The organism is Sphingomonas sp. S2M10, assembly GCF_012650175.1.
Classification (GTDB): domain Bacteria; phylum Pseudomonadota; class Alphaproteobacteria; order Sphingomonadales; family Sphingomonadaceae; genus Sphingomonas.
Genome location: NZ_JAAILI010000056.1, coordinates 80,436 through 95,802 on the forward strand (window position 1 = coordinate 80,436; position 15,367 = coordinate 95,802).

The 15,367-nt window shown below is 68.4% G+C and carries 13 protein-coding genes; 7 read left to right on the forward strand and 6 right to left on the reverse strand.

Going from position 1 to position 15,367, the window contains the following annotated elements; translation table 11 throughout:
• Window positions 1-107: 107 nt before the first annotated feature.
• Together S2M10_RS14060 and S2M10_RS14065 are read left to right on the forward strand one after the other, a co-directional pair.
• Window positions 108-785, forward strand: coding sequence for a response regulator transcription factor (locus S2M10_RS14060; protein ID WP_168846618.1), 678 nt, complete (start codon window positions 108-110; stop codon window positions 783-785).
• 35 nt (window positions 786-820) lie between these two features.
• Window positions 821-2,191, forward strand: coding sequence for a HAMP domain-containing sensor histidine kinase (locus S2M10_RS14065; protein WP_168846619.1), 1,371 nt, complete (start codon window positions 821-823; stop codon window positions 2,189-2,191).
• On the opposite strand, the gene S2M10_RS14070 is transcribed toward S2M10_RS14065, so the two are convergent.
• The 5 genes from S2M10_RS14070 to S2M10_RS14090 are packed head-to-tail and all read right to left on the reverse strand — an operon-like array spanning window position 2,175 to window position 7,639.
• Window positions 2,175-4,565 carry a TonB-dependent receptor gene (locus S2M10_RS14070; protein ID WP_348770604.1) on the reverse strand — a complete coding sequence of 797 codons (2,391 nt, stop codon included), beginning with the start codon at window positions 4,563-4,565 and terminating at the stop codon, window positions 2,175-2,177. The two genes, S2M10_RS14065 and S2M10_RS14070, sit on opposite strands and share 17 nt — an antisense overlap.
• Complete coding sequence (locus S2M10_RS14075) at window positions 4,516-5,463, reverse strand: FecR domain-containing protein (RefSeq protein WP_168846620.1); 948 nt, start codon at window positions 5,461-5,463, stop codon at window positions 4,516-4,518. Before S2M10_RS14075 ends, S2M10_RS14070 begins: the two co-directional genes overlap by 50 nt.
• The gene (locus S2M10_RS14080; protein WP_348770605.1) at window positions 5,453-6,010 is read right to left on the reverse strand and encodes an RNA polymerase sigma factor; all 558 of its coding nucleotides are present in this window, start codon (window positions 6,008-6,010) and stop codon (window positions 5,453-5,455) included. Before S2M10_RS14080 ends, S2M10_RS14075 begins: the two co-directional genes overlap by 11 nt.
• 23 nt (window positions 6,011-6,033) lie before the next feature.
• Window positions 6,034-6,837, reverse strand: coding sequence for a ChbG/HpnK family deacetylase (locus tag S2M10_RS14085; RefSeq protein ID WP_168846621.1), 804 nt, complete (start codon window positions 6,835-6,837; stop codon window positions 6,034-6,036).
• A complete protein-coding gene (locus S2M10_RS14090) occupies window positions 6,812-7,639 on the reverse strand; it encodes a glycosyltransferase family A protein (RefSeq protein ID WP_348770606.1) in 828 nt (275 codons plus the stop codon). The genes S2M10_RS14085 and S2M10_RS14090 overlap by 26 nt, the downstream gene beginning before the upstream one ends.
• Window positions 7,640-8,015: 376 nt before the next feature.
• Here S2M10_RS14090 and S2M10_RS14095 point away from each other — a divergent pair, with 376 nt between their 5' ends.
• From S2M10_RS14095 to S2M10_RS14115, 5 genes are all read left to right on the forward strand, one after another.
• Entirely contained in the window at window positions 8,016-8,840 is an 825-nt protein-coding gene (locus S2M10_RS14095; RefSeq protein ID WP_168846623.1) for a glutaminyl-peptide cyclotransferase, read from the forward strand.
• Window positions 8,841-8,939: 99 nt separating this feature from the next.
• Complete coding sequence (locus S2M10_RS14100) at window positions 8,940-10,973, forward strand: glycoside hydrolase family 97 protein (RefSeq protein ID WP_168846624.1); 2,034 nt, start codon at window positions 8,940-8,942, stop codon at window positions 10,971-10,973.
• A gap of 205 nt (window positions 10,974-11,178) precedes the next feature.
• A complete protein-coding gene (locus S2M10_RS14105) occupies window positions 11,179-12,597 on the forward strand; it encodes an amino acid permease (RefSeq protein WP_168846625.1) in 1,419 nt (472 codons plus the stop codon).
• Window positions 12,594-13,460: an S-methyl-5'-thioadenosine phosphorylase gene (locus tag S2M10_RS14110; RefSeq protein ID WP_168846626.1), complete on the forward strand. Its 867-nt coding sequence runs from the start codon at window positions 12,594-12,596 to the stop codon at window positions 13,458-13,460. Before S2M10_RS14105 ends, S2M10_RS14110 begins: the two co-directional genes overlap by 4 nt.
• A complete protein-coding gene (locus S2M10_RS14115) occupies window positions 13,460-13,939 on the forward strand; it encodes an FKBP-type peptidyl-prolyl cis-trans isomerase (RefSeq protein WP_168846627.1) in 480 nt (159 codons plus the stop codon). Before S2M10_RS14110 ends, S2M10_RS14115 begins: the two co-directional genes overlap by 1 nt.
• 55 nt (window positions 13,940-13,994) lie before the next feature.
• Here S2M10_RS14115 and S2M10_RS14120 read toward each other — a convergent pair whose 3' ends face one another.
• Window positions 13,995-15,182, reverse strand: a complete 1,188-nt coding sequence (locus tag S2M10_RS14120; RefSeq protein ID WP_168846628.1) for an NF038122 family metalloprotease — start codon at window positions 15,180-15,182, stop codon at window positions 13,995-13,997.
• Window positions 15,183-15,367: the final 185 nt, after the last annotated feature.

Below are 15,367 nucleotides of genomic sequence, written 5' to 3' on the forward strand. Positions count from 1 at the left end.
CATACCCCTCACGGGTGAAATATCGCAGACACACCGCCGTTGCGGGCGATGCTGCAGCGCGCCATTAGAAGCCGCGGCTGACGGCAAACTTACAGGGAGGCGAAATCGTGCGCGTGCTGATGATCGAGGACGACCAGCCGCTCGCGACCGCGCTGACCGAGGCCCTGAAGCGACGCGGGGTGCAGAGCGATGTCGCCAACAACTTGGCCGACGGCCGTCAGATGCTCGCGGCGGCACGCTATGCCGCGGTGCTTCTCGATCTGGGCCTGCCCGATGGCGACGGGCTGGCGCTGGTACGCAGCCTGCGGACGCAGAATGATCCGATCCCGGTGATCGCCGTCTCCGCGCGCAGCGCGCTCGCCGCGCGGATCGCAGGGCTCAACGCGGGAGCCGACGACTATGTCGTCAAGCCGTTCGACGTCGACGAACTCACCGCCCGGATCCACGCGGTGCTGCGGCGGCAGGGCGCACTATCGGGCGCAGAGCTGCGATTTGGCAATGTGCGGTTCGATACCGTCACGGGCGACCTGATCGTCGGCGACGCTCCGGTGCTGCTTACCGCGCGCGAGCGCCAGTTCGCGGCGCTGCTGCTTCGCCGCTTCGGCCAGGTGGTGAGCAAGCAACTCGCCGAGGACCAGCTCTACGGCCTGACCGAGCCGGTCGGGTCGAACGCGCTGGAGGTGCAGGCATATCGGCTGCGGCGCAAGCTCGAGGCAGCGGGCGCAACGCTGCGGATCGAGACGATCCGGGGCGTCGGCTATATGCTGCGCGAAGCCGCCGATTGATGGCTAGACCGCTCCCGTTCCGCTAAACCTGTGTCATGAGGTTCTGGCCGCGCTCGCTGATCGCCCGCATCCTGCTGCTCGAACTTGGCGCGATCGCCATCGCGGCGGTGGCGCTGCCGATGCTGCTCACCGCGTTCCTCCGAACCGAGGCGCATCGCTATGAACAACGTATCCTGGGCGAGCAGGCGCGGGCGATCGCCCTAAGAATCAGCGGCGGCGCGTCGATTCCGGCGATCCGGCTCGATCCGGGCCTTACCCATCTTTACGCCTCGCCCTATGACGGGCGTGCCTTCGTCGTGGCGGATGCCGACGGCCGAACGCTCGTCGAAAGTCCCCATGCTGATCTGGTGCCCTGGCGTGAGGCCCCCCGCCTGCCGCAACGAGCCGCCTTTCGCGCGGGCGCCTTTGTGGGCATCAGCCAACCGGTGCGGGTCGGCACGCGCCGCGTCTGGGTGATCGTGACGCAGGACCGTACCGGGCCCGGCGCGATCCTCGACGACGTCGTTCATGGATTCATCCGCCGCTATGATCCGGTGCTGATCTCCATCCTGCTGCTGCTGCCGCTGATCAACAGCGCACTGATCGCCCGGCTGTTCTTCGCGGTGCGCGACGCCTCGCGTCAGGCCGAGGCGATCGGTCCTCACAATCTGGACGTGCGGATCGAGGAAGCGAGCCTTCCGCTGGAGGTGGCGCCTCTGGCGCACGCTACCAACGACCTGCTCGCACGGCTGCAGGCAAGCTTCCGCAGCCAGTCCGAATTTGTTGCCAATGTTGCGCACGAGCTGCGCACGCCGCTCACCGTTCACCGCGTGGAGCTGGAAGCGGTCGACGATTCGGCCCTCCGCGCCCGGCTGCGCGAGTCGGTCGACCGGCTGGGCCATGTGGTCGCGCAGCTGCAGGATCTCGCCGCGCTGGAAGTCATGGCGGACGACCGCTTCGAGACCTTCGATGCCCGCCTGCTCGCGCAGGAGACGGTGGCGCTGCACGCTCCGCAGATCGTGGCGGCCGGCGACACAATCGGGCTGGACGCGCCCGCCATACCCGTGCTGGTGCGCGGCAATCGGGTGCTGGCGGGACTGGCACTCGCCAACCTAGTGACCAATGCCAGCCGTCACACGCCCCCCGGCACTGCGATCGAACTTGAGGTCTCCATCGACGGCGCGCTGCGCGTCCGCGACGACGGCCCCGGAATCGCCGCCTCCGATCCCGAGGCCGCGACGGAGCGCTACTGGCGCGCAGACCAGCGCCGCTCGGACGGTGCCGGGCTGGGCCTGTCGATCGTCCGCCGCATCATGGACGTACACCGAGGCCGGCTGCAGGTGGAAAGCCGGCCCGGCGCGGGCACCTGCGTCGCGCTGCACCTCCCCCTCGCGCCCGGGGAGAACCGCATCACCAGCCGGTCGTGATGCCGATGCGCACGTTGCGCGGCCGCAGCGGCGTCGTCTGCCCGCGCAGGCTGAGACTGAACGGGTTGCCGAAGGCGAACTGGTTGGCGCGACGATCGGTGAGGTTGCCCAGCGTGACGCTCAGCACCGCCTTGCCCAGCCGCGCTGTCGCGAACGCATCGGCGGTCCAGTAGCGGCCCTGGCTCACGTCGAGAAAGTCGCCGGTGCCCAGCACCGAGCGGCCGGTGTAACCCGCGGAAAGGGCGATACGCGGCTGCGCGGCCAGCGCCTCCCATGTATAGGATAGTCCGGCATGGGCGGCGAAGGGCGGCGTTTCCGGCAATCGGCGGTTGTTGCGTCTGGAGAGATCCGCGATCGGGCCTTCGACATGATTGTTGGTGAACAGGAACGAGGCCTGCGCCTGCCAGCCGCGTGCCGGCACCCAGTCAAGATTGCCCTCCACCGCCAGAATCTTGGCGTTGCCGATATTGGCGGTGTAGGGCTGCCCGCGCTGGGTGATCAGGTCGGCCTGGACATTTTCCCACCAGGCGGTCGAGATGCTTCCGGACGCCGCCAGGCCCGTGGCGCCGCGTCGCAGCTTGCGCAGGCCGGCTTCCGCGACGGTGATCGCATCCGACTTGTAGTCGGCAACGCGCCCTACCCCAGGCGCGACCGCGAGGCCGCCGGTACGATAGCCGGTCTGGAACCGTGCGAACAGCGCGAGATCCGAGGCGAGCTGCCAGGAGGACGCCACGGTAGGATCCAGGCGGCGCGTCAGCCGCCCCTTTACGAAGCTGGAGGGGCGGGCCTGCGCGGATGGATTGCCGTCGGTACGCGCTACCGAATACCGCCCGCCGACAGTGACCGAAAGGCGTCGGCCGAGCGCGATGGTGGTCTCGCCGAACGCCGATCCCGCCTTCGTCACGTTGGTCACGCCGACGATGCCGGCGCCGAACCCGGCCAAGGCGACGCTGCGGGTGAGGATGTCGCGGTCGCGTACCAGCGTGAAGCCCGCAACCCAGCTGTTCCCGTTGGCCAGCGATCGCGAGAGCCGCGCCTCCTGGCTGAGCAGCAGCTTGTCGTGATTTGCGCGATAGACCGTCGGCGGGCTCAGCGCCGCACCGGCCGCGCTCCGCAGCGTCGCATCGAAGGTCTCGCGCGTATCGTAGGCGGCCACGCCGCTCGCCGAGACGAAGCGGAGCCCGTCGTCCCATTGCTTGGTGACCACCAGCCGCCCAAATGCGAGCCGGTTGTCGAACGGCTGCGCCAGCAGCGTGCGGCGCACCAGCGCCCCCTCCTGCCGCTCGGCATAATGCCCGTCGGCGGCATCGATCCACTGCGCTGCCCCGCTCGCCTCTACCTGCCAGCCATCGCCGGGAAGCACGCGCACAGCGGCACGCAGGCCGGCGGTGTTGCTGCGGTTCACGTCCTGGCGCTTGCGATCCGCGTCCTGCAGATAGCCGCCGTCGCGGATGCGATAGCCCAGCAGCCGCACCCCCGCCACGTCCGCCCGCAGCGGCAGGTTGAGCATGCCGGCAAGGTCATAGCCAGGTTCGGCGCCGCTGGTAACGGTGAGGCCCGCGGTGGCGGCGGTCGCGACTTGCTGCAGATCCACCGGGTTGGAGGTGAGCCGGATCACGCCGCCGATCGCGCCTGATCCATACAGCGTGCCCTGCGGCCCCTCCAGCACCTCGACGCTGGCCATGTCGTACAGCCGCAAGCCCGGCTCCGGGCCCGAATAGTTGAGCTGCACATCATCTAGATAGACGCTGGTCGGTGCCTGGGTGCTGCCGTTGAAGCTGCTGTCGGCGATGCCGCGGATGAACACCTTGTTGCGCCCTGCACCCAGCTGCGTGCTCTGCAGGATGGGAAGCTGGCGCGCGGCATCGCTCAGGGTGCCCGTGGCGGCACCGGGTAGCGCGCTTCCGCCGGCGAGCTGATAGAGGCTGCCGGGATAGCGCAGCAGCGTGATCTGCTGCTTGCTAGCGGTCACCACGATGTCGGGGTCCGGCACTGCTGGCGGAGGCGCCGCCCGCGGCCGGTCAGGGGCGGACCTGAGCGCCGGGCGCGCGGCCGCACGCTCGATCCGATAGCCGCCGCCGGACAGCCGCCGCGCGCGATATCCGGTGCCCTTGAGCAGCGCCGCCAACGCGGCTTCGACGTTTTTCGCGCCCCGGACCTCGGGTGTACGGATCGATCGCAGCCCCGGATCGGTACTGACGATGTCGGTTCCTGTCTGCCGCGCCAGCTGGCCGATCGCCACGTCGAGCGTCGCAGCGGGAAGGATGATCGCACGCTGCTGGGCGACTGCCGGCGTGGCGAGCAGCGCCAGGGCAAGCGCGGGGCTAAGGCGCGGTCGGCGCCTGCTCCGCCAAAATCCACTGCCCCCCGTCACGCCGCCACGTTGCCCCGATCAGTTCCGCCAGGCGCGGCACGTCGCGATCCGCGGCGCCGGAGAATTGAACGACACCGGTAAACGGTCTTTCGGACAGCGTCCCGCGCAGGGCAATGTCCATGCCGTAGAGACGTTTGAGCGCCCCCGCAACCTCACCCAAAGGTTGCCCCGTGAAGCTCAGACGGCCGCTGCGCCAGCCGCCGACCAACACCGGAGCGATCCGCGTACGGGCGATTCCCGCGCCGTCGTCGCGTGCCGACAGCGCTTCGCCGGCGTGCAATGTCACCGCCGAGGCGCCGGGCCGGAACGCCACCGCGCCTTCGGATACGGCGACACGGATATGTCCGTCCAGACGGGCGACATTGAACACCGTGCCCAGATCCCGCACCGCGACGCCGCCGACGTTGAGGGTGAAGGCGTTCGCGGGATCGTGGCGGACCTGGAACAGCGCCTCGCCGCGGTCCAGCGTCGCGATGCGGGGATCGCGGCGGTCGAGCGTCAGCCGGGTCCCGCCGCTCAGGTCGATCCGCGTGCCGTCGTCCAGCGCGATCGTGCGGCGCTCGCCGTCGCGCGTGGCTACCTGATAGGTCTGCGCAGCGGGTCGCATCGTCGGCATCAGCACAAGCGTGATGGCTGCCGCAGCGGCGGCGCCACTCGCCCACCACCGCCAGCGCCGCGGCGCGGGGCCATTGTCGTTTTCGGCGGTCGGCGCGGGTTCGGGAAAGCGTGCATCGCCGAGGATCCGGTCGGTCGTCGCGACGCGATCATAGGCCTCGGCATGCGCCGGGCATTCCTCGAGCCAGGCGATAAACGCGGCCCAATCGGCCGCATCGGCCTCCGCCAACCGCAGCTGCCAGGCAATCGCCATCTCGATCGCGTCTGCCGTCTCAACCTGCACGGTCGGAACCCCTTTCCTTGTCGAGACGACGCGCCTCCGCCGAATCCACACCGCCGGGCTCGAGCCGATCCTGAATTTTCCGGTACGCGCGCTGCAGCAGCTTCTCGACGCCGCTCACGCTGATGCCGAGCTGCTCGGCAATCGCCCGCTGCGGCCGCGCCTCCAGTCGGAACATGCGCAGCGCCGTTGCCATGCGCTCCGGCATCTCGCCGATCGCTGCCTCCACTGCCTGCCATTCCCGGCGCGCGACCAGCGTGCGTTCGGGATCGGGCACCTCCTCGGCGCCAGGCTGGGTCTCCACCCAGCCGGCATCGCGGTTGCCGCGGCGCCCGGCGGCAATTCGCCGATCGGTGGCGAGATTGGCGGCAACGCGATAGAGGAAGGCGGCGGGCTGGGCGATCGGCTGCTCCGCCAGCTGGTCGATCCGCAGCCACATGTCCTGCAGCGCATCCTCCGCGTCGTCGCGATTGCCGAGCCGCGCGACGAGCAGGCGCAGCAGCATCGTCCGCTGCGCCAGGAACACCGCCTCAAGCCCGTCGTCACCCACCCGCTACCGGTCCCCGCGAAGGGTCAGGCCGGAAACGCCAGCCCCTCGGCAACAGCCATGTCGGCGATCGGCAGCCGGTGCAAGGCCTTGGCCTCCTCTATTCGCGCCGCCGCGATGCCGTCACCCGCGCGCTCGCCGGCGCCGGGATGGCACATAACCAGGTGCATCGGGCCCGGGTGCCGCAGGAAACGGGGGAACAGCGCGGCATAGTCGCCGCGAAAATCATAATGGCCGGCAAAGCCCTGATTCGTGCGGAGGCCCAGCGCAAGCGCGGCGGCACGCAGACCGCGGCTGTGCCAGGCGCTGCCGATTGCCTTGCCGGGGAAAGGCCGCGACAGCACGGCACCCACCCCCTCGGAGCAGTCGCGCACCCAGGCCTCGGGCGCGCGCGCCGCGGTTTCGGCCAGCACGAGATCGCGGATCCCGGGCAGCACATGCACGTGCTGGTGCCCGCCGACAAAGGCGGGCGGACGCCGCAGCACCGCGAAGAAGGCGTCGAACTGCGCCGAAATCTCGGTGGCCACCTCGTCGAGCGGCACGGTCCATCGGCCCGCCGCCCGCACCAGCCGGCCGATGTCGGGCATGCGTCCCTCCGGCGCGAAGCGCGGCATGGCGGTGCGCGGCGCCTCCCCAGTCAGCGTCACGTGCAGCCCGATCTCGATGTGCGTCGGGAGATCCGCGAGCATACGCGCGTCCCCCGCCCAGCCCGGCATCACCGCCATGCAGCTGATCGCGTTGATCTTGCCCGCCTGCGAAAGCGCCAGGATGGCGGCACTCACCGCCGGCGACAAGGCGAAATCGTCAGCGCAGAGAACGAGACGGGGCAAACGCCGGTCCTTCGAGATGCTGGTTGGGGCGCTCGCAGCTACGATCGCTGAGCAGGCGGCGGCGCTGCAGGCGGCGCGCAAGAAACTTGTAGAAAAACCAGTCAGCGGCGATCGGTGCCGTCGCCGAATAGAGCAGCCGTTCGAACGGCGTCCAGCCAGCTGGACCGCGCTCCCGCTCGTACCGCGACGGCGTGCACCAGAGCGCATCGGAATAGCCCATACGACCCTTGCGCATCACGCGATGGGCGACCTCGCGGTCCTCGAGTACGAAGTTCCAGCGTGCCGCATCAAACCCGCCCGCCGCCCGCAGGCTGCGCGTGCAGAAGGTCATTCCGCCGTTGCCGGCATGGCATTGCCGGGGCAGCAGCCGGACCGCGGCCAGAAAGCGCCGCGCCGCCAGCAGGCGCCCCGCCTCGCCAGCTTCGGGCGCGATGAAATAGGCGCCGGCGGCGACATGGCCGGGCTGCGACAGTATCGCCTCGGCCGCCTCAAGATAGTGGCTGGGATAGCCGATGTTCGCCTCGCACATCGCCACCCAGCGCGTCCGTACCCAGGCGAGCCCCGCCCGCAACGCCGCGACCTTGCCCGGCATGCGCTCGGTGAGCAGCATGTAGTCGAGCCGGTGCGCGCGGCATGCCGCCTCCGCCACCGCCGCACTATCGTCGGTCGAGCCGTTATCGACCAGCACAAGCGTGAATCGGGTGGCCTGGCGAGCCAGGCTTTCGATCGTATCGGGAAGATGCTCGCGCTGGTTGAAGAACGGGATCAGGACGGTCCAGTCGGGGCCGGAAATCTTTGGCACGTGATCGAAAGCGTCCTTCGAAAGATCCAGAAACATCGCTGCGATAACCCCATCGATTCCTTCAGTCCCGGGAAGGGCCGACGACGACCGCGCACCGGCGGCGCATCGACGCCGACTGGTCCGCAGTCTGGCCAGTGCTGCCCCACTCGATCGAAAGACGACGCCTGCGCCACCGATCCACACTGCGCCGGACGAAAATTTTCAACACGCTGCTGCGCCACCAAGGCACCCCGGATCGCCGCGATGCCGCGCCGAACACCCGGCGTGAGGACGGCGTCGGCCCGCGGCAGATCCGCCGCGTTCCGGTGCGGGAGGGGTTTACACGGACGGCCGGCTTCGGCTTGGGTAGCCCGACGTAGAAGCGAAGAGGTTTCCGATGAAGCGCATCCTGTTGGTGGTCTTGGCCGCGATCGTGCTGGTCGGAGGCGCCGCCTTCGCCTTCACCCGGATCAAGCCGAGCGGCATTCCCGTGGTCCGCGCGGTCGCCGTCGCCACGCTGCCGCACGATACCGGCGCCTTCACCGAAGGCCTCTTCTTCGAGAAGGGCGCGATGTACGAAAGCACGGGGCAGATCGGCGAATCGGTGATCCGCAAGCTCGATCCCGCCACCGGCAAGGTGCAGCAGGAAACGTCGCTGCCCGCGCCTTACTTCGGCGAGGGTATTGTCGCCTGGGGCGACAAGCTGTTCCAGCTAACCTGGCAGGACAAGACCGGCTTCATCTACGGACTCGACACGTTCGAACCGCGCGGCACCTTCTCCTACACCGGCGAGGGCTGGAGCCTCACGCGCAACGACAAGGGCATCATCATGAGCGACGGCACGCCGGTGCTGCGCTTCCTCGATCCCAATACGATGCAGGTCACCGGGACGCTGCGGGTGACCGCCAATGGCTGCCCGCTCGCCAATCTCAACGAGCTGGAATGGGTCGACGGCCAGATCTACGCGAACATCTGGCAGACCAACCTGATCGCCAAGATCGATCCGGCCAGCGGCAAGGTCACCGGCTTCCTCGACGTGAGCGACCTCGGCCCCAAGGATCGCGGCACCGACAATGTCGCCAACGGCGTCGCCTATGATGCGCCCACCAAGCGGCTGTTCGTCACCGGCAAGCGCTGGCCGCAGCTCTACCAGGTGAAGGAAGGTGACACCGTCGCGAAGTCCGCCGAGGCGGCCAAGCTGACCAGCTGCACCCAGAACTAAGAATACGAATGCAAGGGCGGCGGGCGGATTGCACCGCGCGATGGCCGCTCTACTCCCGGATGCAGGAAGCCCGACGGGCGACAAGGATCCTGGGAGAGAATGATGTTGCGAACCCTCGCCGCGCTTGGCGCGCTCGCGCTGGCCGCCCCTGCCTTCGCGCAGACTGCCCCCGCTACGGTGACGTCGCCAGACGGGCACCTGGCGGTCACCGTCGCGACCGACAATGACGGGCGGCCCTTCTACACCGTCGCGCGCGACGGCAAGCCGCTCGTCAATCCGTCGATGCTCGGCTTCCTGTTCACCGACGCGCCCAAGCTCCAGCGCAACTTCCGCATCGAGGCCAGCACCACCTCGGCCAGCGATACCAGCTGGGACCAGCCCTGGGGCGAGTGGAAGACGATCCGCGACAACCACAGGGAACTGCGCGTCCGCCTGAAGGAGACGACCGCGCTCGGCCGGGTGATGGAGGTGGTGTTCCGCGTCTTCGACGACGGCGTCGGCTTCCGCTACGCGCTGCCCGGCCAGCCCAATCTCAAGACCGCGCACATCCTCGACGAGATGACCGAATTTGCGATCGCACAGGATGGCGAGGCTTGGTGGATCCCGGGTTCGGAATGGAACCGCGACGAGTATCTCTACAACCGCACGCCCATTTCCAGCGTGCCGCTCGCCCATACCCCGCTGACGATGAAGCTGGCCGACGGCACCCACATCGCCATCCATGAGGCCGCGCTGGTCGACTATGCGGGCACCTGGTTGCAGCGCGTCGAGGGCACCCGCTTCAAGACCGTGCTGATCCCCGGCGCCGGGGCCGCCAAGGTCACCCGCGACGCGCCGTTCGTCACGCCGTGGCGGACGATGATCATCGCCAAGGACGCGCCCGGGCTCTACATGTCGCATATCGAGCTCAACCTGAACGAGGCCAACAAGCTCGGCGATGTCAGCTACTTCAAGCCGAGCAAATATGTCGGCGTGTGGTGGGAGATGCACCTCGACAAGTCGGGCTGGGGCTCGAAGCCGGTGCACGGCGCTACCACCGCCAACGTCCAGCGCCATATCGACTTCGCCGCCAAATACGGCTTCCCCGGCGTGCTGGTGGAAGGTTGGAATGTCGGCTGGGACACCGCCTGGTTCGGCGACGGCAAGGGCTTCGACTTCGACAAGCCGACGCCCGACTTCGACGCCAAGCTGCTCGCCGACTATGCCAGCAAGAAGGGCGTCGCGCTGATCGGCCATAACGAGACCGGCGGATCGATGAGCCATTACGAAAGCCAGCTCGAACGCGCGATGCGGTTCGCCCATGATCATGGCGAGCATGTCGTCAAGACCGGCTATGTCGCCGATGCCGGGCAGATCGAGCGCGTGGGCCCGCACGGCGAGCCGATGCGCGAATGGCATGACGGCCAGTTCTCGGCCAACCATCATCTCCGCGTGCTTGACATGGCGCATCGCTACCAGGTCGCGATCGACGCGCACGAGCCGATCAAGGACACGGGCCTGCGCCGCACCTATCCTAACTGGGTGAGCCGCGAGGGCGCGCGCGGCATGGAGTACAATGCCTGGGGCGATCCGAAGAACCTGCCCAACCACGAATCCAACCTGTTCTTCACCCGCATGCTCGCCGGACCGATGGACTTCACCCCCGGCGTGCTGAGCCTTACCGGCAAGGGCGGCACGCCGCTGCTCTCGACCGAGGCAAAGCAGCTGGCGCTGTATGTCGTGCTCTATTCGCCGGTGCAGATGGCGGCCGACCTGCCCGAGAATTACGAAAAGCACCTCGCTGCCTTCCAGTTCATCCGCGATGTCGCGGTCGACTGGGAGGAGACGCGGGTGCTGAACGGGTCGGTCGGCGAATATGTGACGGTCGCCCGCAAGGCGCGCGGCGGCAGCGACTGGTTCCTGGGCGCGGTGGGCGATGACAAGCCCCGGTCGCTGAGCGTGCCGCTGTCGTTCCTCGATGCGGGCAAGCGCTACGAAGCGCAGATCTACCGCGACGGCGACGATGCGGATTATCGCACCGAGAAGCGCCATTCGATCGTGATCGAGAAGCGCGCGGTCTCGGCGGCCGACACGCTGACCGTGAAGCTCGCCCCCGGCGGCGGCCAGGCGATCCGGTTCCGGGTGGTGAAGTAAGGCGGGCGATCACCCTCACCCTTCCGCCGCTTCGCGGCTCCCTCCCTCTCCCAAAGGGAGAGGGAATAAGCGCCCTCTCCCTTTGGGAGAGGGAGGGGACCCGCCGCCGGAGGCGGTGGGGAGGGTGAGGGTGGTCGGTCGCACACCCTTGCCCCCTCCCCCCACCGCGCTATCACCGGCGCGCCAAGAACATAAGGGAGGATCCATGGCCAGTCTGTTCCGTCTGAAACCCATCCATGCCGCCGCCGACCAGCCGCACGGGCAAAGTCTCGCCCGCACGCTCAGCTGGTATCATCTGGTGGCGCTGGGGGTCGGCGCGATCGTCGGCACCGGCATCCTCACCCTGATCGGCGTCGGCGCGGATCGCGCAGGGCCGGCGGTGATCCTCTCCTTCGTCGTGGCGGGCGCGATCTGCGCCTGCGCCGCGCTCGCCTATGCCGAACTGGCCACCAGCATCCCCGCCTCGGGCAGCGCCTATACCTACAGCTATGTCGCGCTCGGCGAGATCGTCGCCTGGGTGGTCGGCTGGAGCCTGCTCGCCGAATATACGCTGGTCGTCGCCACCGTCGCGGTCGGCTGGTCGGGCTATGCCACGCCGTTCCTGCTCGGTCTCGGCGTGCCGCCCGAGCTTACCCATGGACCCCAGATGGTCGCCGGCCATGTCGCGCATTGGGGCGTCAACCTGCCCGCGCTGTTCGTCGTCTGGATGGTCGCCGGGCTGCTGATCCTCGGCACCCGCGAGAGCGCGACGCTCAACGCCATTCTGGTGGTGGTGAAACTGATCGCGCTCGCCGTGTTCGTGGCGGTCGCCCTGCCCTATTTCGACGCCGCCAATTTCGATCCCTTCGCCCCCTTCGGCTATGCCAAGCATGCCAGCGGCGGTGTCGAGCGCGGGATGATGGCCGCCGCCGCGATCATCTTCTTCGCCTTTTACGGCTTCGACGCGATCTCCACCGCCGCCGAGGAAGCCAAGAATCCCGGTCGCGATCTCGCCATCGGAATCGTCGGATCGATGCTGGCCTGCGTCGCCATCTACATGGTCGTGGCGCTCACCGCCGTGGGCGCGCTCCATTATACCCGCTTCGCCGACAGCCCCGAGCCGCTGGCGCTGATCCTGCGCGAGATCGGCCAGCCCGGCGTCGCCAAGTTCCTGGCGCTCAGCGCCATCGTCGCGCTGCCCACCGTCATCCTCGGCTTCCTGTTCGGCCAGAGCCGCATCTTCTTCGTGATGGCGCGCGACGGCCTGCTGCCCAAGGCGCTGGCGAAGGTCTCCCGCCGGGGCTCGCCGGTGCGCATCACGCTGTTCACCGCGGCAATCGTCAGCTTCTTCGCGGCGTTCCTGCCGATCGACGAGATCGCGGCGCTTGCCAATGCGGGGACGCTGACTGCCTTCGCGGCCGTGGGCCTGTGCCTGCTGGTGCTGCGCCGTCGTGCACCCGCGCTGGTGCGCCCGTTCCGCACGCCTGCTGCCTGGCTGGTGGGTCTCGGCGCGATCTTTGGCTGCTTCTACCTGTTCCTCAGCCTGCCGACCAAGACGCAGATCTGGTTCGGCTGCTGGAACCTCTTGGGTCTCGTCGTCTATTTCGCCTATGCCCGCCGCAACGCAGCAAAGGGTGACGCATGAGCGGTTGGACGATCGGAATCATCGGCGGTTCGGGCCTCTACGATGTCGAGGGCATCGAAGGCGGCGAATGGGTAGAGGTGGCGAGCCCCTGGGGCCAGCCCTCGGACGCCTGCTTCGTCGGCCATGTCGGGCACGTGAAGGTGGTGTTCCTGCCGCGCCACGGCCGCGGCCACCGCATCAGCCCCTCGGACCTCAACGTCCGCGCCAATATCGACGTCCTGAAGCGGCTGGGCGTCACCGACGTGCTCGCGGTGTCCTCGGTCGGCTCGCTCGCGGAAGACCGCGCGCCGGGCACCTTCACCATCGCCGACCAGTTCATCGATCGCACCAAGGGGCGGCCCTCGAGCTTCTTCGGCACGGGGCTGGTCGCGCATGTCTCGATGGCCGATCCGGTCTGCCCGCGCCTCTCCGCGCTGGCGGCCGAGGCGGCACAGGCGGCGGGCGCCACGACCCATGTCGGCGGGACCTATCTGGCGATGGAAGGCCCGCAATTCTCGACGCGCGCCGAGAGCAACCTCTATCGCAGCTGGGGCTGCGACATCATCGGCATGACCGCGATGCCCGAGGCCAAGCTCGCCCGCGAGGCGGAGTTGCCCTATGCGCTGGTCGGCATGGTGACCGACTATGACTGCTGGCGCGAAGGCGAGGAAGCGGTAGACGTGGCGCAGGTGATCGCCCAGCTTTCCAGCAATGCCGAGAAGGCGCGGAAGATGGTGATGCACCTGCTCAAAGCCCTGCCGGCCGAGCGCGCGCCCAGCCCGATCGACACCTGCCTCGATGCCGCGCTGATCACTGCGCCCTCGGCACGCGATCCGCAGCTGCTGGCGAAGCTCGACGCCGTCGCCGGCCGGGTGCTTGGCTGATGGCCCGCGCACTTCTCGCAGCCGCCGCGCTGCTCGCCGCCGTCCCCGGTCTGGCGCAGGAGGCTCCGACTGCGGATCGATCGCAGGATCTGGCGTGGCAGAGCGCCCAGTCGCTCGCGCTCGCCAGCCGCGGCTCGGCGCAGGGATGGCGCCAGCTTGACGGCGGCCTGCGCTGGCGGCGGGTGAAGGGCGACGGATCGGGCGCGCACCCGAAGGTGACCGACATGGTGACGCTGCATTATGCCGGCAGCTTCGTCGACGGCACCGAGTTCGACAGCTCCTATGGCGGCCCGCCCGCCCAATTCCCACTCGATCGACTGATCCGCGCCTGGCAGATCGCCGTGCCGCTGATGGGCGTGGGGGACACGATCGAGATCGCGGTACCTGCCGAACTCGGCTACGGCTTTCGCGGCCAAGGCCCGATCCCGGGCGGCGCTACCCTGTTGTTCAAGATCGAGCTGCTCGGCGTCGGCGGCTGACACCAGCGGCGCGGCGGCTGCCCCGGGCTGCCAGCCGTCCGCGCCGTGCCTTCGATCAGGCGAGCGCCGCCGCTCCCCGCCGTCGCCCGCGCATCGTTGCGCCGATCCAGCCAAGCCCGGCTACCAGCATCGCCCAGGCAGCCGGCTCCGGCACCGCAGGGGACGCGGCAAGCGCCTGTGATGCCTGATAGTCCTGGTAGATCTGCGCCGTGGAGCGCTGATAGCCCGGATTGGCCAGAACGTTCAGGCTCAGATTCCAGCCGATCGCGTCGAACACCGCCAGGTCCGCCGCGGTCACGACGTCGTGCACCCCGTCGCACGAATAGGGATTCATCATGCCGATGAACCCGGTGCAATTACCGACGATCTTCCAGTGCGACGCCTGCCAGCCATCGCCATAATATTCGCCGGTCGAGAAATGGGCACTGCCGCCGAACGCCGTCGCGCCGCCGTCGATCGAGAAATAGGATGGCGTGCCGAACCGCCAGTCGAGCTGCCCCGGCGCGGAATAGCGGAACAGGTCCATCCCATAGGCAACGGTCACGTCGTCGATATGCTCGACCGGGCCGGTCGCCGTATCGAACGTATCGACGCCGCTGGTAAAACCCAGCGCGTGGCCGATCTCGTGTATCGCGGTGCCGATGAAATCATAGCTGCCCGCGCTGATCCCGTCGGAAGGGTCGAAATCGAACGCATGTGCGTTGGAGAAGACGATCTCCGCATCGAGACCGGTCGCGCCGTTCACCAGCGCTTTCACGTTCGCGCCGGTGAGCGCCAAGGTGCTGCCGATCACGCTGCCATCGGGTGCGATCCGCGTGCCCGAAGTAGCGATCCCGTCTTGGCGCAGCGGATCTTCATATGCAGGGATCAGCACCAGCGGCGTGCCCGCGGCGCTCAGCGGCTGGAAATGAGCGGCGACCTGCGCATCGAGAGCCCCGCGGCCCGTTACCGACAGCGCGGTCTGGTAGCTCGCAATCGTGATGCCATCATAATAGCGGAAGCTCGTTCCCCCCAGTTCCCCCGGATCGAGCGCCTGGAACCCGACATTGATGTTCACCGTGGCGGCGTTGGTGAGCACCGATTCCCAATAATGGGCCGCGATCTTGAAGGCGAGATCGGCAGGCGAGCCCGCTACGCCGCCGATATCGTGCAGTACGATCTGCGTCTGCGCGGAAGCGGGCGCCGCGCAGGCGATCAGCGCCGCCGCGCCGCAAGCGAATAGCCGTGCGTCATATCTGCCCATTGCCAATTCCCCGCCCCTGCTGCGCGACCGTCGCAGTGCGGCGCGCCCCGACGCCCTGCATGCCGTCTGCACGCGGCGCCGAGAAGCAGAGCTAGGTGCGAAACGGAGGCGATCGCTACGCGCCGGACGCAAAACGGCCCCGCTTCGGGAAGGAAGCGGGGCCATTCGGAATCGCTTCGCGAAGG

Excerpts from the sequence above, each read along its gene's own strand:
- S2M10_RS14120 (WP_168846628.1), bottom strand. The coding sequence starts at position 15,182 with ATGGGCAGATATGACGCACGGCTATTCGCTTGCGGCGCGGCGGCGCTG.
- S2M10_RS14100 (WP_168846624.1), top strand. The coding sequence starts at position 8,940 with ATGATGTTGCGAACCCTCGCCGCGCTTGGCGCGCTCGCGCTGGCCGCC.
- S2M10_RS14115 (WP_168846627.1), top strand. The coding sequence starts at position 13,460 with ATGGCCCGCGCACTTCTCGCAGCCGCCGCGCTGCTCGCCGCCGTCCCC.
- S2M10_RS14095 (WP_168846623.1), top strand. The coding sequence starts at position 8,016 with ATGAAGCGCATCCTGTTGGTGGTCTTGGCCGCGATCGTGCTGGTCGGA.
- S2M10_RS14105 (WP_168846625.1), top strand. The coding sequence starts at position 11,179 with ATGGCCAGTCTGTTCCGTCTGAAACCCATCCATGCCGCCGCCGACCAG.
- S2M10_RS14110 (WP_168846626.1), top strand. The coding sequence starts at position 12,594 with ATGAGCGGTTGGACGATCGGAATCATCGGCGGTTCGGGCCTCTACGAT.
- S2M10_RS14065 (WP_168846619.1), top strand. The coding sequence starts at position 821 with ATGAGGTTCTGGCCGCGCTCGCTGATCGCCCGCATCCTGCTGCTCGAA.